The 20213-nt window shown below is 69.8% G+C and carries 18 protein-coding genes; 7 read left to right on the forward strand and 11 right to left on the reverse strand.

Annotated elements, in window-relative coordinates; all coding sequences use genetic code 11:
• Positions 1 to 134: 134 nt before the first annotated feature.
• A complete protein-coding gene (locus tag OG787_RS16740; protein WP_369036603.1) occupies positions 135 to 794 on the forward strand; it encodes a class I SAM-dependent methyltransferase in 660 nt (219 codons plus the stop codon).
• A gap of 29 nt (positions 795 to 823) precedes the next feature.
• Positions 824 to 1222, forward strand: coding sequence for a VOC family protein (locus OG787_RS16745; protein ID WP_405535628.1), 399 nt, complete (start codon positions 824 to 826; stop codon positions 1220 to 1222).
• An 8-nt stretch (positions 1223 to 1230) separates the two neighbouring features.
• Here OG787_RS16745 and OG787_RS16750 read toward each other — a convergent pair whose 3' ends face one another.
• The 4 genes from OG787_RS16750 to OG787_RS16765 form a co-directional block, all read right to left on the reverse strand.
• Positions 1231 to 2454 (reverse strand): hypothetical protein, encoded by a 1224-nt coding sequence (locus tag OG787_RS16750; RefSeq protein ID WP_369036601.1) that lies wholly within the window; start codon positions 2452 to 2454, stop codon positions 1231 to 1233.
• Between the two features lie 97 nt (positions 2455 to 2551).
• Complete coding sequence (locus OG787_RS16755; protein WP_369036600.1) at positions 2552 to 3487, reverse strand: N-acetylneuraminate synthase family protein; 936 nt, start codon at positions 3485 to 3487, stop codon at positions 2552 to 2554.
• Between the two features lie 12 nt (positions 3488 to 3499).
• Positions 3500 to 4822 carry a cytidylyltransferase domain-containing protein gene (locus OG787_RS16760; RefSeq protein WP_405535629.1) on the reverse strand — a complete coding sequence of 441 codons (1323 nt, stop codon included), beginning with the start codon at positions 4820 to 4822 and terminating at the stop codon, positions 3500 to 3502.
• A gap of 65 nt (positions 4823 to 4887) precedes the next feature.
• Positions 4888 to 6204: a DUF6716 putative glycosyltransferase gene (locus OG787_RS16765; protein ID WP_369036598.1), complete on the reverse strand. Its 1317-nt coding sequence runs from the start codon at positions 6202 to 6204 to the stop codon at positions 4888 to 4890.
• A gap of 198 nt (positions 6205 to 6402) precedes the next feature.
• On the opposite strand from OG787_RS16765, the gene OG787_RS16770 reads away from it, so the two are divergent.
• The 3 genes from OG787_RS16770 (at position 6403) to OG787_RS16780 (ending at position 10205) form a co-directional block, all read left to right on the forward strand.
• Complete coding sequence (locus OG787_RS16770; protein WP_369036597.1) at positions 6403 to 7389, forward strand: glycosyltransferase family 2 protein; 987 nt, start codon at positions 6403 to 6405, stop codon at positions 7387 to 7389.
• Positions 7389 to 8756, forward strand: a complete 1368-nt coding sequence (locus OG787_RS16775) for a polysialyltransferase family glycosyltransferase (protein WP_369036596.1) — start codon at positions 7389 to 7391, stop codon at positions 8754 to 8756. The genes OG787_RS16770 and OG787_RS16775 overlap by 1 nt, the downstream gene beginning before the upstream one ends.
• Before the next feature lie 243 nt (positions 8757 to 8999).
• On the forward strand, positions 9000 to 10205 hold the full coding sequence (locus OG787_RS16780) for an acyltransferase family protein (RefSeq protein WP_369036595.1): 1206 nt from the start codon (positions 9000 to 9002) through the stop codon (positions 10203 to 10205).
• Positions 10206 to 10272: 67 nt separating this feature from the next.
• On the opposite strand, the gene OG787_RS16785 is transcribed toward OG787_RS16780, so the two are convergent.
• The 3 genes from OG787_RS16785 to OG787_RS16795 form a co-directional block, all read right to left on the reverse strand.
• Positions 10273 to 11622 (reverse strand): polysialyltransferase family glycosyltransferase, encoded by a 1350-nt coding sequence (locus OG787_RS16785; protein WP_369036594.1) that lies wholly within the window; start codon positions 11620 to 11622, stop codon positions 10273 to 10275.
• Positions 11619 to 12605: a glycosyltransferase family 2 protein gene (locus OG787_RS16790; RefSeq protein ID WP_369036593.1), complete on the reverse strand. Its 987-nt coding sequence runs from the start codon at positions 12603 to 12605 to the stop codon at positions 11619 to 11621. The genes OG787_RS16785 and OG787_RS16790 overlap by 4 nt, the downstream gene beginning before the upstream one ends.
• Positions 12606 to 12729: 124 nt before the next feature.
• The gene (locus OG787_RS16795; protein WP_369036592.1) at positions 12730 to 13395 is read right to left on the reverse strand and encodes a TetR/AcrR family transcriptional regulator C-terminal domain-containing protein; all 666 of its coding nucleotides are present in this window, start codon (positions 13393 to 13395) and stop codon (positions 12730 to 12732) included.
• A gap of 74 nt (positions 13396 to 13469) precedes the next feature.
• Here OG787_RS16795 and OG787_RS16800 point away from each other — a divergent pair, with 74 nt between their 5' ends.
• Positions 13470 to 14894, forward strand: a complete 1425-nt coding sequence (locus tag OG787_RS16800; protein WP_405535630.1) for an FAD-dependent oxidoreductase — start codon at positions 13470 to 13472, stop codon at positions 14892 to 14894.
• A 21-nt stretch (positions 14895 to 14915) separates the two neighbouring features.
• On the opposite strand, the gene leuE is transcribed toward OG787_RS16800, so the two are convergent.
• Both leuE and OG787_RS16810 read right to left on the reverse strand, forming a co-directional pair.
• Positions 14916 to 15566, reverse strand: a complete 651-nt coding sequence (gene leuE / locus OG787_RS16805) for a leucine efflux protein LeuE (protein WP_369036590.1) — start codon at positions 15564 to 15566, stop codon at positions 14916 to 14918.
• Between the two features lie 75 nt (positions 15567 to 15641).
• Positions 15642 to 17222, reverse strand: coding sequence for a methylmalonyl-CoA mutase (locus tag OG787_RS16810; protein ID WP_405535631.1), 1581 nt, complete (start codon positions 17220 to 17222; stop codon positions 15642 to 15644).
• Between the two features lie 80 nt (positions 17223 to 17302).
• Here OG787_RS16810 and OG787_RS16815 point away from each other — a divergent pair, with 80 nt between their 5' ends.
• Positions 17303 to 18133 (forward strand): L,D-transpeptidase family protein, encoded by an 831-nt coding sequence (locus OG787_RS16815; RefSeq protein WP_369036588.1) that lies wholly within the window; start codon positions 17303 to 17305, stop codon positions 18131 to 18133.
• Between the two features lie 304 nt (positions 18134 to 18437).
• On the opposite strand, the gene OG787_RS16820 is transcribed toward OG787_RS16815, so the two are convergent.
• Together OG787_RS16820 and OG787_RS16825 are read right to left on the reverse strand one after the other, a co-directional pair.
• A complete protein-coding gene (locus OG787_RS16820; RefSeq protein WP_405535632.1) occupies positions 18438 to 19550 on the reverse strand; it encodes a hypothetical protein in 1113 nt (370 codons plus the stop codon).
• Positions 19550 to 20212, reverse strand: coding sequence for an RNA polymerase sigma factor (locus OG787_RS16825; RefSeq protein ID WP_369036586.1), 663 nt, complete (start codon positions 20210 to 20212; stop codon positions 19550 to 19552). Before OG787_RS16825 ends, OG787_RS16820 begins: the two co-directional genes overlap by 1 nt.
• Position 20213: the final 1 nt, after the last annotated feature.

Here is a 20213-nt window from a genome sequence, read left to right on the forward strand (position 1 = left end):
GTCCACCCACCGAAACGACCACGGTCACGGCACATGAACGACCGAGGGCACACCGCGTGAACACTCGCCCACACTCGCCGCAGCCCGTGAAAACGCCCCCTTCCCCGCACCGGCCCCGGGTAACGTGCACCCCCGTGACCGCCCCGACCCATGACTTCATCCACGCCACCCGCGCGTCCTACGACGCCATGGCCGCCGACTACACAGAGCGATACGCGGACCACCTGGCGGACCTCCCCCTGGACCGCGCCCTGGTCGCCGCCTTCGCCGAGCTGGTGCGGGCCGAGGGCCCCGAGCCCGTCGCGGACGTCGGCTCGGGCCCCGGCTATGTGACCGCGAGACTGCACGCCCTCGGCGTACCGGTGTTCGGCGTGGACCTGTCGCCACGCATGGTGGCGCTGGCCCGCCGCGCCCACCCCGAACTCCGGTTCCACGTCGGCTCGATGACCTCCCTGGACCTCCCCGACGAGACCCTCGGCGGAGTGCTGGCCCTCTACTCGATCATCCACGTCCCGGACAGCGATCTGCCCACGGTGTTCACGGAGTTCCACCGGGTCCTGGCCCCCGGCGGCCATGTCCTGCTCGGCTTCCAGGCGGGCGCCGACGACGGCCATCTGCACCTCTCGGAACGCTTCGGCCACGAGATGTCGCTGGACTACTGGTTCCGTACGCCGGACCGGGTCGCCGAACTCCTGACCAAGGCGGGCCTGACCGTGCAGGCGCAGACGATCCGGGAGCCGTACGAGGAGGAGACACGGCAGCGGGCGTTCCTGCTGGCGCGGAAACCGGTGTAGCCGGGGCGCGTGGGCCGCATCATGGGCGTATGGCGCGCCTCCGCGACATCGTCATCGACTCGGCCCACCCCGCCTCACTGGCCCGCTTCTGGGCCGCCGCCCTCGACGGGTACGCCGTCGCCCCGTACGACGAGGCGGAACTGGCCCGGTTGCGGGCGATGGGCATCGACGGCCCGGAGGACGACCCGACGGTCCTGCTGGAGCCGCGGGACGGCGGTCCCCGCCTGTTCGTCCAGCTCGTCCCGGAGTCCAAGCGCGTCAAGAACCGGGTCCACCTGGACCTGTCGACGCCCTACCTGGCCACCGAACTGGACCGGCTCACGGCTCTGGGCGCCACCGTCTTGGCCCGCTACGACGACCACGTCGTGCTGCTGGACCCGGAGGGCAACGAGTTCTGCGTGATGAAGGTGATGGATGTAAGGAATTAGGGCGGGCGTCAGCCCGTCGCCTTCGCTTCCTTTGCCGGGTGTTCCGACTCCGTCGACACCCGCTGTACGTCCCGGGCCGAGCCCGTGACGCCCGACAGGAAGCCCTGGGCCCTCGGGGAGGCGTTCGCCGTCAGCCAGGCCGGGTCGATGTCGCAGACCGCGACCTTGACGTCCGTGCCGGCCAGGGCCAGGGGGAGGGTGTGGACGACCGTCGACGGGAAGCTGAGGATCGTACGGCCGATGGGGCCTCTGCGGGCGATCAGTTCCAGGGGGAGGTCCGGGCGGACCACCTCAAGGCCCGTGCAGGCCGCCAGGTCGTGGAGTTTCTCGGGGCTCTCGCGGCGGTGCGCGAAGTAGCGGGTCACGCCGTGGGCCTTGGCGAGGGTGCGGACCGCTTCGCGATAGCGATCGGCGTCGACCACGCCCGTCTCCACCAGTGAGGTGCCGACCATGTCGGCGCCCTCGGAGATGTGCGGGGGCCCGAAGCGGGAGCGGGTCCAGGCGAAGTCGTTGGAGGTGACCTCGACGCCCTTCGGGGTGTCCTCGATCGGCATCGAGGAGAAGATCTCGACCCGGCGCTTGCCGCCCGGGGTCAGCCGGCGGCGGGCCTTCGAGGACACCGGGATGAACAGCAGGTCCCGCGCCCCGGGGCGGCGGGACTTGCGGTGCCAGCGCACCAGGCGCTCGCCGCGCGCCAGTTGGGAGACGAACTCCATGGTCGCCGTGCCGTCGTCGACCACGACGAGGTCACGGGCCTTGGTGATGTTGAGAAGTACCTGTACGTAGCGGGAGAACGGGTCTCCCATGACGATCCGCTGTGTGCGGCGCAGCAGGGGCGCCAGGCCGCCGATCGTGCGGAACGGGGCCGACGTTCCGGCGCGCGCGTCCTCCCAGCGGACCTCGTGGCCCTCGTCGCGGGCGAGTTCGGCCATGCGGCGCAGCTGGCCCCGGGTCATCGGGTCGACCGGGGACAGGACCACCAGGGTCAGTCCGCCCGCAGCGGGTTCCCGGTGGACCGTCGGCCGGCTCTGGCCTCTGCGCCAGCGGCGGGACGCCTGCCCGGGGACTTTGCCCTTTTCGCGGGCGGAAACAGCCGACGCCGGACCGCCGGCCCCCTCCGGGCTGAGCGCATGCGCATGCACATGCGCCCATTCCAGCACGTTCAGGAGCTGGACCGGGCTCTCGACGAAGGCGAGAGTTTGGGGGCCGGTGGTACCGGCGCGAGGGCTCATCGACGTACGACCGTCGCTTCCGTGAGTACGGACTGGGGGATCCGCTGGACGACAGTGGTCACCGGCTGGCGCCGGTGAAGCCGCTGAGAGGTGCGGATCAGGCGGTGACGGGCTCGCCCGCGGCAGCCGCGATCTCCGCGTCGGCGATGACGCCGGAGACACGACGCAGCTTCTTCATCGGGCCGATCTCGGACTCGTAGACCTTCTTGACGCCGTCGCCGAGGGACTCCGAGATGATCCGGATGTCGCGGACGAGGCGGGTCAGGCCCTGCGGCTCGACGGAGGCGGCCTGGTCGGAGCCCCACATCGCGCGGTCGAGGGTGATGTGACGCTCGACGAAGGTGGCGCCGAGGGCGACCGCCGCGAGGGTGGTCTGGAGGCCGGTCTCGTGGCCGGAGTAACCGATCGGGACGTTCGGGTACTCCTTCTCCAGCGTGTTGATGACGCGGAGGTTGAGCTCCTCGGCCTTCGCCGGGTACGTCGACGTCGCGTGGCAGAGCAGGATGTTGTCGCTGCCCAGCACCTCGACCGCGTGGCGGATCTGCTTCGGGGTGGACATACCCGTCGACAGGATGACCGTACGGCCGGTCTTGCGCAGGGCGACGAGCAGCTCGTCGTCCGTCAGGGACGCGGAGGCGACCTTGTGGGCCGGGACGTCGAACTGCTCCAGGAACGCGACGGCCTCGGTGTCCCACGGGGAGGCGAACCAGTCGATGCCGCGCTTCTTGCAGTGCGCGTCGATCTGGCGGTAGTCGTCCTCACCGAACTCCACACGGTGGCGGTAGTCGATGTAGGTCATGCGGCCCCAGGGGGTGTCGCGCTCGATGTCCCACTGGTCGCGCGGGGTGCAGATCTCCGGGGTGCGCTTCTGGAACTTGACCGCGTCGCAGCCGGCTTCGGCGGCCACGTCGATCAGCTTGAAGGCGTTCTCAAGGTCACCGTTGTGGTTGATGCCGATCTCGCCGCAGACGTAGACGGGCTGGCCGGGGCCGGCGGTCTTCGAGCCGAACGAGCGCAAGCGGGTGGAGGTCATGACTTTTGGTCCTTACTTCTTGTTGAGGGGGTCGAGAGAGGGGCCGAGGATCCAGCTGGCGATCTCTCGGATCGCGCCGTCGCCGCCGGGGACGGTGGTGACCGCGCGTGCGGCGCCGCGCACAACGTCGTGGGCGCTCGCGACCGCCACGGGCCAGCCCACGAGGGCGAAGCACGGGAGGTCGTTGACGTCGTTGCCGACGTAGAGCACGCGCTCCGGCGCGATGCCCTGCTCCTCGCACCACTGCTTCAGCGCGAGGTCTTTCCGGTCGATGCCGTGCAGCACGGGCAGCTGTAGCTTCCGTGCGCGGGCGGCGACGACCGGGTTCTGTTCCGAGGACAGGATCAGCATCTTGAGGCTGCTCTTGCGCAGAGCCGCGATGCCGAGTCCGTCTCCGCGGTGCACGGAGACGAATTCCCGTCCCTCGGAGTCGATCAGCACCCTGTCATCGGTCTGGGTGCCGTCGAAGTCGAGTACGACCGCGTCGATGTCGTCGGCGGTCGGGAGGGCGCCGGGGCGTTCCGCGTCGAAGAGCGTCGCGAGGGCCCGGGCGCGGGCGAGGTCGTGCGGGTCGTCGATCTCCAGCACACGGGCCGGGTCGGTGCGCACGGGTTCGGTGTGACCGAAGAAACGGTGCTTCGACTTACGGAAGCCCGCCGCGTCCATCGCGTAGACGGCGCCGGTCTCCAGGAGGTCCTGGGGGCGGTCCTGGCGGCGCGGCCGGAAGGACTTGTCGTGATTTACGCCATAGCCGCCGACGGTCACCGACTCCGTCGTGGTCACGGTGACGGTGTCGGCGCCGCCCTCGACGGCCGCGCTCTCGTCGGGTGCCGGCTGCGGGTCGTCGGCGGCGTCGCGCCAGATGAAGCCGTGGAAGGGGGCGACGGTCAGCGCGCTGTCCGCGCCGTTGTTCACGACCGCGCCGACGACGCCGTCGACGTCCTCGCGGATGATGAACGGGCTGGTGCACTGCACGAGCAGGACCACGTCGACCTTGGCGTTGTGCAGCGTCTCGTGGGCGTCCATGGCGTGCAGGACGGCGGCCTCGGAGGTCGCGGTGTCACCGGCGATGGCGGCGGGGCGCAGCACGACCTCGGCGCCGGCCTGGCGGGCGGCGGCGGCGATGGCCTGGTCGTCGGTGGAGACGACGACGTCCGTGACCAGCTTGGCGGCGAGGCACTCGCGCACCGCGCGGGCGACCAGCGGGACCCCGCCGACGGGCAGCAGGTTCTTCGCGGGCACGCCCTTGGAGCCGCCTCTCGCGGGGATCACCGCGAGCACGCGGGGCCGCGCGGTCGCTCGGCCCGCTTGCGGGTTGGACTCCGGCTTGGACATTGCCTGTACTCCTTGACGCTCTTCGCGTGCTTGACGTTCGCGTGCCTGAGGGGGAACCCGGTCGGTCACAGCTCCCCCATGCGCCGGATCACGGGCGCGACGCGCTGCACGCCGTGCCGGTAGGCGCCGCGGGCCGCGCGACGCACGATCTGCCGCACCGCTCCCGGCTCCTTGTCGGCGGCCGGGGCTCCGGGCAGCGGAACGCCGTCGGGGCCGAGGTGGTGCCGAGCGAGAATACCCGGCAAATATCCGGGAGCCGTCATCGGTGTGTAGTACGGGGCCAGGGGCGGAAGCTTCGAGGATCCCAGAAGTCGGTCGATCCTGTCGCGTGCCGCGTCGAAGGCAGTCTCGTACGAGCCATCTGCGGCAACGCCCTGGCGAGCCACCCACTCGGCGTCCGGAACGGGCTGGTGACCAGCGTCCAACTGCTCCCAGGAGGCGAGGCAGCCGGAGCCCACGAAGTGGTGGTTGCCGAGCGCCTCGCGCACGCCCAGGTCGCTCAGCACGACGGTCGGGATGCTGCGGTGCAGGGACTCCAGCGCGGCCGTGGAACTCATCGTGACCAGCAGGTCCGTACGGTCCAGGACCTCGCCCATGTGCCCGTAGACGAGCTTGAAGTTCGGCGGAAGGTCTGCGCGCTGGGCCAGTTTCTGGTAGGGCAGTTCCTCGATGTGCGTGGTGTGCTCGCCGGGCTTGGAGCGCAGCTTGAGCAGCACCTCGCGCTCGGGGTGCAGCCGGGCGTGCTGCACGAGCCGGTCGAGCAGATACGTACGGTCCTTGCGGCTCTCCGGGACGGAGGGCTGGGCGGCGAAGACGACCGTATAAGGGTGACCATGCTCACCTGTGTACGTCGAGCCGCCCAAGAAGGGGAGTGCGACTTCGGTCACAGAGGACGAATCGGCACCGACTCCGTCGTACACGGCCTTGAAACGGTCGGCGTCCTGACGGGAGTTCGCGAGGACCAGGTCGGCGCCGTGGCGCAGCAGCAGACCGTCGGCGAGCTTTTCGTAGACGACCCCGACATAGCCGGTGACGACGACGGGGCGCAGGGCGGTGTCGTCCCACACCTTCGCGAGGCCGTGCAGCATCGCCTGGACGCCGCCGCCGACGAGGGCGAGCACGAGGATGTCGTACGGCTCCTCCTGGCCCATGGCCCGCAGGAACTCGAGGGCGGTCACCTCACGCAGGGAGTCCGCCTTGACCCCGACCTCCTGGAGCTGGCGGGCGGTGGGGGTGGCCCGGCCTCTGAGGAGGTAGCCGTCAAGATGAATGTCCGAATTATCAGGAGAAATACGGCTGGCAGTGAGCGCACCCCATTTCCACCGAGTGTCGGAATCGGCGAGGACGGCGACCCTCATGGGGCTCGTGGTACTGGCTGGCACGCCCAAGACCTTAAGCCGACATGGGGGGCTTCCGCCGAATCCGGGGGCAACAAAGGGTTAACAAAAGGTCGCGTCGGCTTGAATCAAGACGTCAAACGTGCAGAAACCCCCTTGATTCACCGGCCCGACACATGTAGTTCACCCGACATCAAACCCCGGGTAAAGTGAGACCACCGGAGAGGCTCTAACCTCGGACGCGTGGTCAAGCTCTCCGTCATCGTGCCGTTCTACAACGTGCAGCAATACGCGCCCGACACTCTGAAGAGCCTGCGCGCCAACGCGCGCGAGGACTTCGAGTTCATCCTCGTCGACGACTGCTCGCGCGACGAGACTCCGAGCATCCTCGCGCGCGCAGAGCGCGAGCTGCCGGGCGCCGTGCTGGTCAGCCACGAGAAGAACGGAGGCCTGGCCACCGCCCGTAACACCGGTATCGACAAAGCGCGTGGCGAATACCTCACGTTCCTCGACGGCGACGACTGGCTCGCTCCCGGCTATTTCCCTCAACTCCTCGCCGCTATTGAGGACTTGGGCTGCGATTTCGTTCGTACGGATCATGTCCAGTGCACCAGCAGGGCGCGGGCGATCCATCGGGTTCCGCACGGCCGGCGCGGGGTGGTGATGTCGCCGCGGGACGCGATCCTGCCGACCGACCGCTCCACCTCCGTCGACTACGCCTATGCCTGGGCGGGCATTTACCACCGCCGGCTCGTCGACCGCGGCATCCTGCACTTCACCGACGGGCTGCGTACGGCGGAGGACCGGCCGTGGATCTGGAAGCTGCACCGGGAGGCGGAGTCGTTCGCCGCCGTGGGGCTGCTCGGCGTGTTCTACCGGCGTGGTGTCGCCTCCTCGCTCACCCAAATCGGTGATGTTCGCCAACTCGACTTCATCCGGGCCTTCGACCAGGTGATCGAGGAGACGGCCCGGGACCCCGAGGCGGATAGGCTGCTGCCGAAAGCAGTGCGCACCTACTGCGCGATCATGGCTCATCATCTCGGAGCGATCGAGAGGTTCGAACCCGCCGTGGCCCGAAAACTGCGCTCGCTGAGCGCCGCCGCGCTGAAGCGGATGCCGCAGGACGTCCTCGCGGAGGCCATCGACTCGATGGACGCCCAGCGGGCCAACCGGCTGCGGAAGGTGCGGCGCAGGCCCGTCTCCGCGTCCGCCGGGACGGTGTCCGTCTGATGTCCCGCACCACCCAGATCTACTGCGCGTCGACGCTGTACGGCGCCGCCACGCTGGCCGCCGCCCTCGACGCGGGGCTCTTCGAGCCGGCCGACCGCCGGATCCTGCTCATCACCAACAACGCGGCCAACCCCGAGATCACCCCCGGGGTCGACGCGATGTCCGGTTTCGACCGGGTGCGCGAGCGGTTCGACGAGGTGCTGTCCTGGAACGAGACGATCGCCCCGTTCCACCCCAGCGGCTGGGGCCCGCGCGCCGACGACGTCCCGCTGTGGGAACGGCATCTGCGGATGCTGTGGAACCTCGGTGACGACAACATCCAGCTGGCCGTCGAGTCCGTGCAGGTCAACCCGGCCCTGGCGCTGTGCCAGTTGTTCACCGGCGCCCCCGTCGACGTCTACGCGGACGGCCTCATAAGTTATGGCCCCACCCGCGAGAAGATCGACGCGCTGGTCGGCACCCGCATCGGGCGGCTGCTCCACCTCGACCTCGTCCCGGGCCTCACCCCGCTGCTGCTCACCGAGTTCGCCGTGCCCGCCGAACTGGTGCCGACCGAGGTGTTCCTGAAGGTGCTGGGCGAACTCGCCGAGGCCGAGCCGGGGATCACCGCGGCCCCCGCGAAGGACGCGAAGGAACAGCCCGCGCTGCTCCTCGGCCAGTACCTCTCCGCGCTCGACATCCTCACCGCGGCCGAGGAGGAGGAGCTGCATCTGCGCATGGTGCGCGGCGCCGTCAAGGCCGGACACCGCGCGCTCGTCTTCAAGCCGCACCCGACCGCGCCCGCCGCCTGGTCGGGCTCGCTGGAGGCGGAGGCGAAGAAGCTCGGCGCCGAACTGACCGTCCTGGACCGGCCCGTGCTCGCCGAGGTCCTCTTCCAGCGGCTGCGCCCCGCGCTGGTCGTCGGCTGCTTCTCGACCGGCCTGTTCACGGCGGCGGGTCTGTACGGCCTCCCGGTCGCCCGGGTCGGCACGGACACCGTGCTGGAGAAGATCACGCCGTACCAGAACAGCAACCGCGTGCCGCTGACCATCGTGGACGTGCTGCTGCCCGACCTCACGGACGTCAAGGCCGTGCAGAAGTGGTCGATGCCGTCCGGCAAGCAGGTCGGCAAGGAACTCGCCGGGCTCATCAAGGCGATCGGCTTCTGCATGCAGCCCCGGATCTACCCGAGGCTGCGCCCGGAGGCGGAGGCATACCTCTCCAAGCACCTCACCGAGCAGACCTGGCGCTACTTCAAGCGCCGCCGCCTGACCTCGCTGGCACTGCCCGGCGCGCTGCCGTCCCAGCTGTCGTTCATCCCGCGCAACGCGACCGTGCGCCGGATCGCGCGCCGCGCCCGGGCGCTGAGCAAAACAGTGAAGCGGTGACAACAGGCCCCGCGGGCATCTAATCTGCCGAACGCGTCGCCACCGATTCGTATACGAGACGGGTGGCGACGCGTTGGCGTGCGCGCAACCTTCGAGTGCGTGGATACGTCAATGAGCTGACCGGTTATTCATCCGTCAGAGTTCTGTGCTACCTCTTTGGGTTGCCCCTGACTCTCCTGGTTACCGTCGATGAGTCAGCTTCGCTTGTCTCCTTCTCCTGTTCCCGCTGCGAAAGGCCACCCGATGACCGCGGCCGACCAGACCATGGCACCCCCGCTCCCGGCTCCGCCGCCGGGACCGCGGTCCGGGGATGCCGAACCGGCGGCTGTTCCGCCCTCCGCCGAGGGTGCCAAGGCCGCCCGTCCGGTCAGCCGGCTCAGGGCGCTGGACGGACTGCGGCTGGTGGCCGCGCTCATGGTCTGCATGTACCACTTCGCCGGGAAGAACGGTCAGGTCGCCGAGTCCTGGCACCAGTCGCCCGGTGTGATGTTCCCGACCCTGTCCCGGTTCGCCACCTACGGCAGCCTCGGGGTGCAGTTCTTCTTCGTCATCAGCGGCTTCGTCATCTGCATGAGCAGCTGGGGCAAGACGCTGGGCGACTTCTTCCGCTCGCGCATCGCGCGCCTCTACCCGGCGTACTGGGTCGCGATCGTCATGGTCACCGCCGCCTCGTTCGCGATGCCGGTGGTCGTGCACCACGTCCGCGGTGACGAGTTCCTCGTCAACCTCACGATGATGCAGCAGCCGCTGGGCGTGCCGCGTGTCCTGGGCGTGTGCTGGACGCTGTGGGTGGAGCTCAAGTTCTACGTGCTGTTCGCGCTGTTCGTGGTCTGGAAGGGCGTCACCTACCGCCGTGTGGTGACCTTCTGCATCCTGTGGACGCTGGCCGGGGCCTTCGCCCGGGTCGCCGACAACCCGCTGATCTCCGAACTGACCTTCCGCGACCACGCCCCCTTCTTCATCGGCGGCCTGGCCCTCTACCTGATCCACCGTTACGGCAGCGACCTGCTCCTGTGGGGCATCGTCGGCATGTCGTTCCTGCTGGGCCAGCGCTACTCGGTGACGGCCCTGTGGCACCCGGGCGCGCAGGGCGACTTCGTGCGGAACCCGTACGTGATCCAGGGCATCGTGCTGCTCGCCTTCGCGTCCGTCGCGGTGGTCGCGCTGGGCTGGACGCGCTGGGCGAACTGGAACTGGCTGACGATCGCGGGCGCGTTGACGTACCCCTTCTACCTGATCCACGAGCACCTGGGCTGGTTCTTCATCCGGGTCCTGCACCGCGGCTGGGGCCTCGACCCCTACCTGACGATCCTCGCGTCGGTGGCGAGCCTGCTGACGCTGGCCTGGCTTATGCACAAGTTCGTCGAGAAGCCGTTCGGGCCGCGGCTGAAGCGGACGATGACGCTTCAGTCGAAGCAGCTCGGCGAGAAGCTGAAGATGTCGAAGTAAGAGGCCGGTATGTGAAAGGGCCCGGGGTCGGATTCCGACCCCGGGCCCTTTCACATACCGCTGCCTGTCAGGACCGCGCGGCCCTGACCTTCTTCACGACCTTGCGGACCGTCGGGTTGCGCCGCAGCGTCTCCGCGCGGACCGTGCTGCCGCCGGGGAGGCGGAGGCTGGTCAGGCGGCGGCGCTTGAAGTAGTGGGCGTTCTCCGACAGATGGACCGACAGCCAGGCCGCGACCTCTTCACGCAGCTGCGGGTGCTTACGGGACTGCATGCAGTACCCGACCGCCTTCACCAGCGGCTCAAGGCGCGTGACAAGACCGGGGTCGTCGGACGGCACACCGATGCTGGACGCGAGGTCGCGTTCGGCGTCGGGCAGGGCCGCGTCGATGATGGTGAGCGGGATGCGGTTGCTGTTCTCGTACGGCGTGATGGCGTCGAGGAGCGACTCCGTGCCGACCCGGGCGACCGGGATGCCGTAGAAGGTCGCGGCGGTCATCAGCGCGGTGGAGAAGCAGCCGACGACCAGCTGCGGCTTCAGGTACGCGAACACCGTCTCGGCGAGCACCGGTTCGTTGAGCACGCTCAGGTGCACGCCGAGTTCCGTGGCGGCGGTCTGCAAGGACGTGGAGTACGCGGCCGGGGCGCTCGGGTGCGGCTTGAACAGGACGGCGGTGTGGCCGGCCTTGGCCGCGGCCCGGAGCATCCGGACGTGCAGCTGCTCCTCTTCCTCCTGGGTGATGAGGTTGATGGCGGACAGGTACTGACCGAGGAGCACGGCCGTCGGACGGTTCTCGGCCGGGATACGGGCGGCGAGCAGGTCGACGCCCTGCTCCCCGATCTCGCCCAGAACCTCGACGATCGGCTCGTTCGGGATCGGCACCGGCTCCACGCCGTACTCGGCGAGGAGCAGGGGCCGCAGTCCCGGTATGAGGTCGAGGTGCAGCACGCGGGCGATGCGGCTGCTCATCCCGTGCGGGACACGGTTGCGGGTGGGGCCGTAACTCATCAGACCGTCCGCGTACACGTGGATCGGGCTGTCGGCGAAGATCTCGGCGACCGCGCGCGAGGGGTTCGCCTGGATCGACTCGCAGGCGATCTCGACGGGCTCGTCACCGAGGTCCCAGGCCAGGCGTACGGCCTTCTCCCACATGATCGCGTCCTGGGCGCGCGGGGACCAGCCGGCCGGGTGGTGCGGGGAGATGAACTCGTTCCAGGAGCGCACCTCGTCGAACTCGGGCCGCAGCTTCTCGAAGCCGGGCATTCTGTCGAGCGGGGTGCCGACCTCCGGGATGGCGGCCGTGTTGCTGACGACCAGGATGCGGCGGTGCTCCTCGCGCGGGCCGAAGAGCCCCGCGCGGATCGCGGCCGTGACGGTCGCCGCCGCGTACTGCGTCGCCGAGAAGAAGATCTGGATCATGCCGCGATTCCCTTCATACCGCCGCGCACGCGCCGCAGCAGGTGTACGCGCTGCTCGCCCATACCGATGAGGGCGGCCTGGAGCTCGTCCTCGGACATCTTGTTCAGCGCGTCGGCGCTCATCTGCCGCAGCTTGGCGGCGGTCGGCCGGTCGAAGCGGCTGCGCTGGAGCAGCTGGTGCGCGATGACGACGCAGTAGTTGCGCAGCGCCTTCTTGCGCAGCAGCCCGACCTCGGGGTCGCTCGCGAGTTCGGCGAGTACGAGGTCGAAGGACCGGAAGAAGTCCAGCTGGCGGACGTCACCGATCTGGGTGAGCGAGGTGGTGACGCCCCGGCGGTAGAAGACCCCGCGCAGGCTGGCGACCAGGTAGGAGTCGGCCCTGCGGTGCAGGTCCCAGATCCAGGGGCGGTCCTCGGCGGTCTTCAGACCGTCGTGGAAGCGCAGCATGCCCTTGTCGAGGAGGCGGCGGTGGTAGACACCGGCCCAGGCGTAGGGGTAGTCGACCATCGTGGTGTCGTCGACGGGGAGGATCGAGGTACGCGGGTCCAGCGGGATGTTCCGGCGGCCCTCGGGCGCCCGGTGGACGGCCCGCTCCATGCCGTTGACCTGTACGTGGTCGGTACGCACGAAGTCGACGTCATGGCGCTGGACGGAGTCGACGAGGGCCTTGAGATAACCCGGGCCCAGCCAGTCGTCACCGTCGAGGAAGGTGATGTAGGTGCCCTCGGACGCGTCGATGCCGGTGTTGCGGGCGGTGGCCAGACCGCCGTTCTGCTCGTGCCGGATCACCCTGCCGTTCTTCAGCCGCTTCGTCAGCTCCAGCAACGCCTCGTAGGTCTTGTCCTTGGTCGAGCGGTCCTCGACGAAGATGAACTCGAAGTCGTCCTGGTCGTTGTTGACGAGACTCGTCACGGTGTCCGAGACATAGGTCTCGATGTTGTAACAAGGCACGACGACGGACAGTATCGGGGGACGGTTGGTCACGCGTACACCTGGGCTCTCTCAGCTGCGAATTCCGCGACAGTAAGAGTTATTCGGCGCCGGATGTCAACTCGGTCCCGACCGGACAGCACTCGAAAGATGAGGGCCGAGCCGCACACGCGCTGCCTCACGACGACTTTCCGTACGTCATTCCGTACGTCGCCCCGATTCCTGCGAGCACCAGCTTCAGCCCTTCCTCGAACTGTCGGTCGTAGTCCTGGAAGACCTCGGCGCCGGCCGCGGCCGACAGAGGAAAGTCTGCCATCCGCCGGGCCCGCCCCTCGACGTCGTACCCCTCCCGGCGCTCACCGGGCAGCGGCTGCACGCCCTGCTCCTCCGTGACGAAGCCAATCGTATAGACGTACGCGGTCATGTTCGCGCGGACGGCCTGGGCCGGGGTGAAGCCGGCCTCGACGAAGCAGCGGAGGTTCGCCTCCATCTGGACGGCGTGCTCGACACCGGTGAAACGGGAGCCGCTGAACACCTTGGCGCCATCGCGATAGCCGAGCAGGGCGTCGCGCAGCCCGCGGCTGGCGAGGAGCAGCCGCTCGTCCCAGGGGACGTCGGGACCGGGGGCCGGACCGGCGACCATCCGCCGGTACATCTCGGTCGCCATCTCATCGAGCAGGGCCTGTTTGTCCTTGAAGTGCCAGTACAGGGCGGGTGCCTTGACGTCCAGCTCCTTGGCGATGGCCCGCAGGGTGAGGCCGTCGAGACCGACCTCGTTCAGGAGCTTCAGGGCGGTGTCGGCGACGCGTTTGCGGTCGAGGGGGACTCGTCGTTCCGTACTCACGCTTGACAACTTAACACCGTTAAGTCCACCCTCGGAGGGCAGGGCTACTTAACAACGTTAAGGAGACGGTGGTCATGACCGATGTAGTGGATGTAGTGATCGTGGGAGCCGGGCCGACCGGACTGGCGCTCGCCGTGGACCTCGCGCGGCGCGGAGTGGACGCGGTGGTGGTGGAGCGGGCCGGGGGGCTGTTCCCCGGGTCGCGGGGCAAAGGGATCCAGCCGCGCACGATGGAGGTCTTCGACGACCTCGGGGTGCTGGACGCGATCCGGGCGGCCGGGGGCCCGTACCCCGTCGGGATGATCTGGCAGAACGGCGAACGGGCGGGCGAGCACAGGATGTTCGACCCGGCGGAGGAGAGCGAGGAGGTCGGGGCGTCTCCGTACGGGGCCGAGCCGTGGATGGTGCCGCAGTGGCGGACGCAGGAGATCCTGTTCGCGCGGCTGACGGAGCTGGGCGGGCGGGTGGAGTTCGGCAAGGAGGTCGTGGGGCTCGACCAGGACGCGGAGGGCGTGACGGTCGCCTTCGCGGCGGGTGCGCCGGTCCGTGCGCGGTACGTGGTCGCGGCCGACGGTGGCCGCTCGACGATCCGCCGGGCGCTGGGGATCGGCATGACCGGCGAGACGGTCGACCCGAACCCGATCCTGGTGGCGGACGTACGGATCACCGGCCTGGACCGCGACAACTGGCATGTGTTCCCGCCGAGCGGGGAGGGCGAGGGCTTCATGGCGATCTGCCCGCTGGCCGGGACGGAGGACTTCCAGCTGGTGGCGCAGTTCCCGGAGGGGGACCACCTGGACGTGTCTCTGGAGGGCATCCGCAAGGTTGCCGCGGCCCGCTCGCACCTGGTCCCCGAGGACGTGACGGAGGTCCGCTGGGCCTCGGACTTCCGCCCGAGGGCGGCCCTGGCGGACGCCTTCCGCGCCGACCGGGTCTTCCTCGCCGGGGACGCGGCGCACGTCCACTCCCCCGCCGGCGGCCAGGGCCTGAACACGAGCGTCCAGGACGCGTACAACCTGGGCTGGAAGCTGGGCGCGGTACTGAGGTGCGGGGCGCCCGAGTCCCTGCTGACCACGTACGAGGAGGAGCGCCGGCCGATCGCCGCGCAGATGCTCGGCATCTCGACGGGCGTCCACCGGGGCGAGATCAGGCGCGGCGAGGCGACCCGCCAGCTGGGCCTCGGCTACCGGGACTCGTCCCTGACGGCGGAGACCCGCCCGTCCCCCGGCCCGGTCCACGCGGGCGACCGCGCCCCGGACGGCACGGTGGACGGCGTACGCCTCTTCGACACGTTCCGCGGCCCGCACTGGACGCTGCTGACGGTGGCCACGGCGACAGCCCTGCCTCCGCTCCCCGCCGTGCCCACGGTCCGCCTGCTCTCGTACGAGGTGTACGGCACGGGGGTGTTCCTGATCCGCCCGGACGGTTACGTGGGCTGGGCGGGCGCGACGGCGGAGGGCCTGACGGAGTACGCGGCGGCCATGGGCGCCCTCGGCTAGACCTTGGCTAGACCTTCTCGGCTAGACGCTGCTGGCCAGCGAGAGCTTCACGGCGAAGCCGATGAAGAGCGCGCCCGCTGCCGAGGTCGCCCCGGCCGACAGGCGCCGACGGCGCCGGAAGACGGCTGCCAGCCTGGTCCCGCCGAATATCAGCGCGGTGAGATAGAAGAAGCTCGCGAGCTGCGCGAAGACACCGAGGACGACGAAGGAGACGGCCGGGTAGGCGTATCCGGGGTCGACGAACTGCACGAAGAAGGCGACGAAGAACAGGATCGCCTTCGGGTTGAAGAGGCTGATGACGAGAGCACGGCGATAGGGCCGCTCGTCGGCACCGACGACCGTGTCCTGGACCTCGGCCTCTTCCCGCCGCGAGCGCCACATGCCCCAGGCGGCCCGGAGCATGCCTGTCGCGAGCCAGGTCAGATAACCGGCGCCGGCGTATTTCACGATCCCGAACAGCAGGGCGTTCGCCTGGAGCAGCGAGGCGACCCCGGCCGCGGAGAGGGTCATCAACACGGCGTCCCCACACCAGACACCCGCTGCGGCCTTGTACCCGGTGCGGATGCCTCGACGGGCGGCGACGGAGAGGACGTAGAGCGAGTTGGGGCCGGGGAGCAGGACGATGAGGACCAGGCCGGTGAGATACGTGGGAAGGTCAGTTACGCCGAACATGGGGCGAGTGTCGCACGGGGGTACGACAATCCGGGCTGGGATTTCACGGGGGCGGACACGGCCTGCCGTAGCACCTCAGAACACATCACTCGGCACATAGACCCCCCAAACCTCCCGCAACGCCCCGCACACCTCCCCCACCGTCGCCCTGGCCCGCAGCGCGTCCTTCATCGGGTACAGGACGTTGGCCGTGCCCTCCGCCGCTTCCCGCAAGGCGGACAGGGTCGCGTCCACCGTCGCCTGGTCCCGCCCCGCCCGTAGCCGCGCCAGCCGTTGTGCCTGCTCCGCCTCGATCTTCGGGTCCACGCGGAGCGGCTCGTACGGTTCCTCCTCGGGGAGTTGGAAGCGGTTGACGCCGACCACGACCCGTTCCGCCGCGTCCGTCTCCTGGGCGATGCGGTACGCGTTGTTCTCGATCTCCGTCTTCTGGAAGCCGTGTTCGATCGCGGTCACCGAGCCGCCGAGGTCCTCGACGCGACTCATCAGCGTCAGCGTCGCCGCCTCCACCTCGTCCGTCAGCTTCTCGATCGCGTACGAGCCCGCGAAGGGGTCCGCCGTCGCCGTCACGTCCGTCTCGTAGGCGAGGACCTGCTGGGTGCGGAGGGCCAGGCGGGCGCTCTTGTCCGTGGGGAGGGCCAGTGCCTCGTCGAAGCTGTTCGTGTGGAGGGACTGGGTGCCGCCGAGTACCGCCGCCAGGGCCTGGACCGCCACCCTGACCAGGTTCACCTCCGGCTGCTGGGCCGTCAGTTGGACGCCAGCCGTCTGTGTGTGGAAGCGCAGCATCCATGACTTGGGGTTCCGGGCTCCGAATTCCTCCCTCATCACCCGCGCCCAGATCCTCCTCGCCGCGCGGAACTTCGCCACCTCCTCCAGGAGCGTCGTCCGGGCCACGAAGAAGAAGGACAGGCGTGGGGCGAAGTCGTCGACGTCCATGCCGGCCGCGACCGCCGTGCGGACGTACTCGATGCCGTCCGCGAGCGTGAACGCGATCTCCTGTACGGGGCTCGCACCCGCTTCCGCCATGTGGTAGCCGGAGATCGAGATCGTGTTCCACCTCGGGATCTCGGACCCGCAGTACTTGAAGATGTCCGCGGTCAGGCGGAGGGACGGGGTCGGCGGGAAAATGTACGTTCCCCGCGCTATGTACTCCTTCAGTACGTCGTTCTGGATCGTGCCCGTGAGCTGGGCGGCCGGGATTCCCTGCTCCTCGGCCACCAGCTCGTACATCAGGAGGAGAAGGGCCGCCGGGGCGTTGATCGTCATCGACGTCGAGACCCTGTCCAGCGGGATTCCCTCGAACAGCACCCGCATGTCGTCCACCGAGTCGATCGCCACGCCCACCTTGCCGACCTCGCCGTGGGCGATCGCCGCGTCGCTGTCGTGGCCCATCTGGGTGGGGAGGTCGAAGGCGACGGACAGGCCCGTCGTGCCGTGGGCGATCAGCTGCCGGTAGCGCGCGTTCGACTCCGCGGCGGTGCCGAAACCGGCGTACTGGCGCATCGTCCAGGGGCGGCCGGTGTACATGGTCGGATACACGCCCCGCGTGAAGGGGTACGCGCCCGGCTCGCCCAGTTTCTCCGCAGGATCCCAGTTCACGAGTGCGCCGGGTCCGTACGCCGGTTCGATGGGTAGTCCCGACTCGGACTCACGCGTCATGGTGTGTACCTCCGCGTAGCTTGCCAGTCGCCGCACACAACAATCATGAGCTTCGGGGGTCCGGCTTGCGTACTACAGGCATGCGAAAGGCGATTCTTGCTGTTCTCACGGCTCTCGCCCTGGGCGGCTGCACCGTGCAGACCACCGGCACGGACGGCGACTCCGGGTCACCCGTGCACATCCGGGTCTCGCACCCGCCCACCGACGACAAACCCGATGACCGACCCGATGCCACAGCGACGCCGACTCCCAAGAAGGCGGCTCCCGTCACGCCCCCTCCCGCCGTTCTCTGGTCGCGCGGCGACAGCGGGCGTGACGTGCGCGAGCTTCAGGCGCGGCTGCGTCAGGTCGCCTGGCTCTACGACGGGCCGACCGGGTCGTACGACGACCTGACGGAGACCGCCGTCAGAGGCTTCCAGGGCAAGCGCGGGCTGCCGCGCACCGGGAAGACCGACACCGTCACCTGGCAGCGGCTGCTGCGGATGACGCGCGAGCCAGGCCAGTGGGAGCTGTTCCTGATGGGCGGGCAGCCGGCCGCCTATCCCGACCGGCGCTGCCTCACGGGCCGGGTGCTGTGCATCAGCAAGACCAGCCGGACCCTGCGCTGGATGGTCGACGGCCAGACCGTCTCGACGGTGGCCGTGCGGTTCGGCAGCCAGTTCACACCGACCCGGGAAGGCGTCTTCAGCGTCTACTGGAAGTCACGGCACCATGTGTCGACGCTCTACGACTCCCCCATGCCCTACGCGATGTTCTTCAGCGGCGGCCAGGCGGTCCACTACTCCGCCGACTTCGCGGCCCGTGGCTACGGCGGCGCCTCGCACGGCTGTGTGAACGTCCGGGACGAGCTGGCGATCGCCGCGATCTTCGCCCAGGTGAGTGTCGGCGACAAGGTCGTCGTCTACTGGTGAGGCGGCGGAGGAGAGTGGGATCTGGGGCGCGGACGGGACCGGGGGAACGTGTCCCGCCCGCGCCAGGTGCACGAGCCGTAGGTACGGGGGGAACCCCCGGCTCTGTGCGAGGAACCGATGACCAGTCGGCTCACTGACTACTGCGTCGGCACCGCTGAAAATGTCACACCCGGCACGCGAGAACTTCACCGGCGCGCGTCTTCGCAGGTCAGGGCGGTGCGCTGCGGTCATTCGCGGCGCGGTGGCGGGGATAGGCGGGAGGGGCCCCTGGGCGTACGGAGACCGTACGGAGTTCGTACGGGGATCAGGTGGCCGTCGGCAGCGGCAGGATGCCGTACGACGGATCGGAGGCCACCGGCGCCGGTTCGCTCTGGGGGTCGTCCGCCTTGACGGTGACGAAGGACGTCGGTTCGGGCGTCGGCTTCGACGCGGCACGGTCGCCACGGCCCGTGCCGCTCCCGTTGCCGCGCCCTCCACCGCCGCCGCCGTTGCCCTTGTCGTCACCGGTGACGGCGTTGCCGTTGCCGCCCGTGTCACCGGCGCCGCTCTGGTCGCCCTCGCCCGGTCCCGGGTCCGTGCCCGTACCCGTACCGGTGTCGGAGTTCGAACCGACGGCCGGGTCGTCCTCAAGGGTGTCCTCGCAGTACTGCGACACCTTCGTGGACCCCTTGGCCGCCTTCTCCAGGGCCCGTCTGCGCTCCGCCTCCAGCTTCTTGCCGCTGCGCATGTCGCGGCAGGACGAGGCGAGGCCGCTGCGCCAGTCGCCGGGCAGGCTCAGGTCGGAGCGCGGCCCCTGGTCCGGGCCGGCCGTGCCCTCCTGGGCCTCGTCGCGCCCGGCGGAGCCGTTGTCGACGGAACCCCCGGCCGTGCCGTCGGGCCGGACGGACGGGACGCCCTTGCCCCGGGAGCCGTCCGGCGTCGGCGAGGCCAGCATCGGGTCGCGCTCGGCGGCCGACACGGTGGCGGCGGGGCGGCCGGGCTCGTCGTCGCGGAACGGGTTCGGCAGGACTCCGGCACCGGCGGCCACGGCGACCGAGCCGACCATGCCGGCGGCCAGCGCGGCACTGAGCCCGAGGCGCAGGGGTCGGCCCCAGCGGGCCGGACGGGCCCGGGAGCCGGAACGCCCGAAGCCGCCCACGCGTACGAGACCCATGTCCCGCCCCGCCTCTGTCACGGGAGCCGTATCAGGGGTCGGGCGGGCCTTGCGGAAAGCAGCGAGCGCGGCGGCCTCGCCGGGGAGTTCGGCGTCGTTCCGCGGGGCGTCCACGGAGAGGGCGCCCAGGGTCTTGGCGAGCCGCTCGGCCTGGTCGCGGGTCTCGGGGTCCGCGGACGCCAGTGAAGCCTCCAGCGGCTCGCCGCTCAGCAAACGTTCCGCCGTGGCGCGGTCCAGCCACCTGTACCGGTCGTCGTCGGCCATCACATGTCCTTCTGCGTCCGCGAACGCATATGCGTCACACCGGCCGACGTCACCGCACGTCCGTGCGGTTCCCGCTGGGGCGGCAGCGCGTCGAGCGCGGCGGTCGCCTCCGGGTCCGCCCCGAGCAACTCCGCGAGCCGTTTCAGGCCGCGGTGCGCCGCCGTACGTACGGCTCCGGGGCGTTTGCCGAGGGTCTCTGCGGCGGTCTTGGCGTCGAGGCCGACGACCACCCGCAGGACTACGGCCTCGGCCTGGTCCTGCGGCAGCTGGGCGATGAGGGAGAGCGTGCGGTCGGTGGCCAGGGACTCCATGGCCTCGCCCGCCGTGTCGGAGTCGGCGGCCCGGCCGGACAGCTCGGTCTCGTCGCCGCCTATCACCGGGCGGCGCCCGCGCATCCGTATGTGGTCGAGTGCGCGGTTGCGGGCTATTCGCGCGGCCCAGCCCCGGAACCGGTCCGCGTCCCCGTCGAACCTGTCCAGGTCGCGGGCGATCTGAAGCCAGGCCTCGGACGTCACGTCCTCGGCGTCCGGATCGCCGACCAGCGTCCGTACGTACCCGAGCAACCGTGGGTGCACCGAGCGGTACACAGTCCGGAACGCGGTCTCGTCCCCTGCCTGTGCCGCAAGCACCGCGGTGGTCAGCTCCGCGTCGTCCCCCTGCACC

Origin of the sequence: Streptomyces sp. NBC_00075, from assembly GCF_045041225.1 — a bacterium.
In the GTDB taxonomy this organism is placed as follows: Bacteria; Actinomycetota; Actinomycetes; order Streptomycetales; family Streptomycetaceae; genus Streptomyces; species Streptomyces adonidis.

Coding starts and splice junctions, on each gene's coding strand:
- OG787_RS16750 (WP_369036601.1), bottom strand. CDS start 2,454: ATGAGCCCTCGCGCCGGTACCACCGGCCCCCAAACTCTCGCCTTCGTC.
- OG787_RS16775 (WP_369036596.1), top strand. CDS start 7,389: ATGTCCCGCACCACCCAGATCTACTGCGCGTCGACGCTGTACGGCGCC.
- OG787_RS16780 (WP_369036595.1), top strand. CDS start 9,000: ATGACCGCGGCCGACCAGACCATGGCACCCCCGCTCCCGGCTCCGCCG.
- OG787_RS16760 (WP_405535629.1), bottom strand. CDS start 4,822: ATGTCCAAGCCGGAGTCCAACCCGCAAGCGGGCCGAGCGACCGCGCGG.
- OG787_RS16810 (WP_405535631.1), bottom strand. CDS start 17,222: ATGACGCGTGAGTCCGAGTCGGGACTACCCATCGAACCGGCGTACGGA.
- leuE (WP_369036590.1), bottom strand. CDS start 15,566: ATGTTCGGCGTAACTGACCTTCCCACGTATCTCACCGGCCTGGTCCTC.
- OG787_RS16745 (WP_405535628.1), top strand. CDS start 824: ATGGCGCGCCTCCGCGACATCGTCATCGACTCGGCCCACCCCGCCTCA.
- OG787_RS16800 (WP_405535630.1), top strand. CDS start 13,470: ATGACCGATGTAGTGGATGTAGTGATCGTGGGAGCCGGGCCGACCGGA.
- OG787_RS16820 (WP_405535632.1), bottom strand. CDS start 19,550: ATGGCCGACGACGACCGGTACAGGTGGCTGGACCGCGCCACGGCGGAA.
- OG787_RS16785 (WP_369036594.1), bottom strand. CDS start 11,622: ATGATCCAGATCTTCTTCTCGGCGACGCAGTACGCGGCGGCGACCGTC.
- OG787_RS16815 (WP_369036588.1), top strand. CDS start 17,303: ATGCGAAAGGCGATTCTTGCTGTTCTCACGGCTCTCGCCCTGGGCGGC.
- OG787_RS16755 (WP_369036600.1), bottom strand. CDS start 3,487: ATGACCTCCACCCGCTTGCGCTCGTTCGGCTCGAAGACCGCCGGCCCC.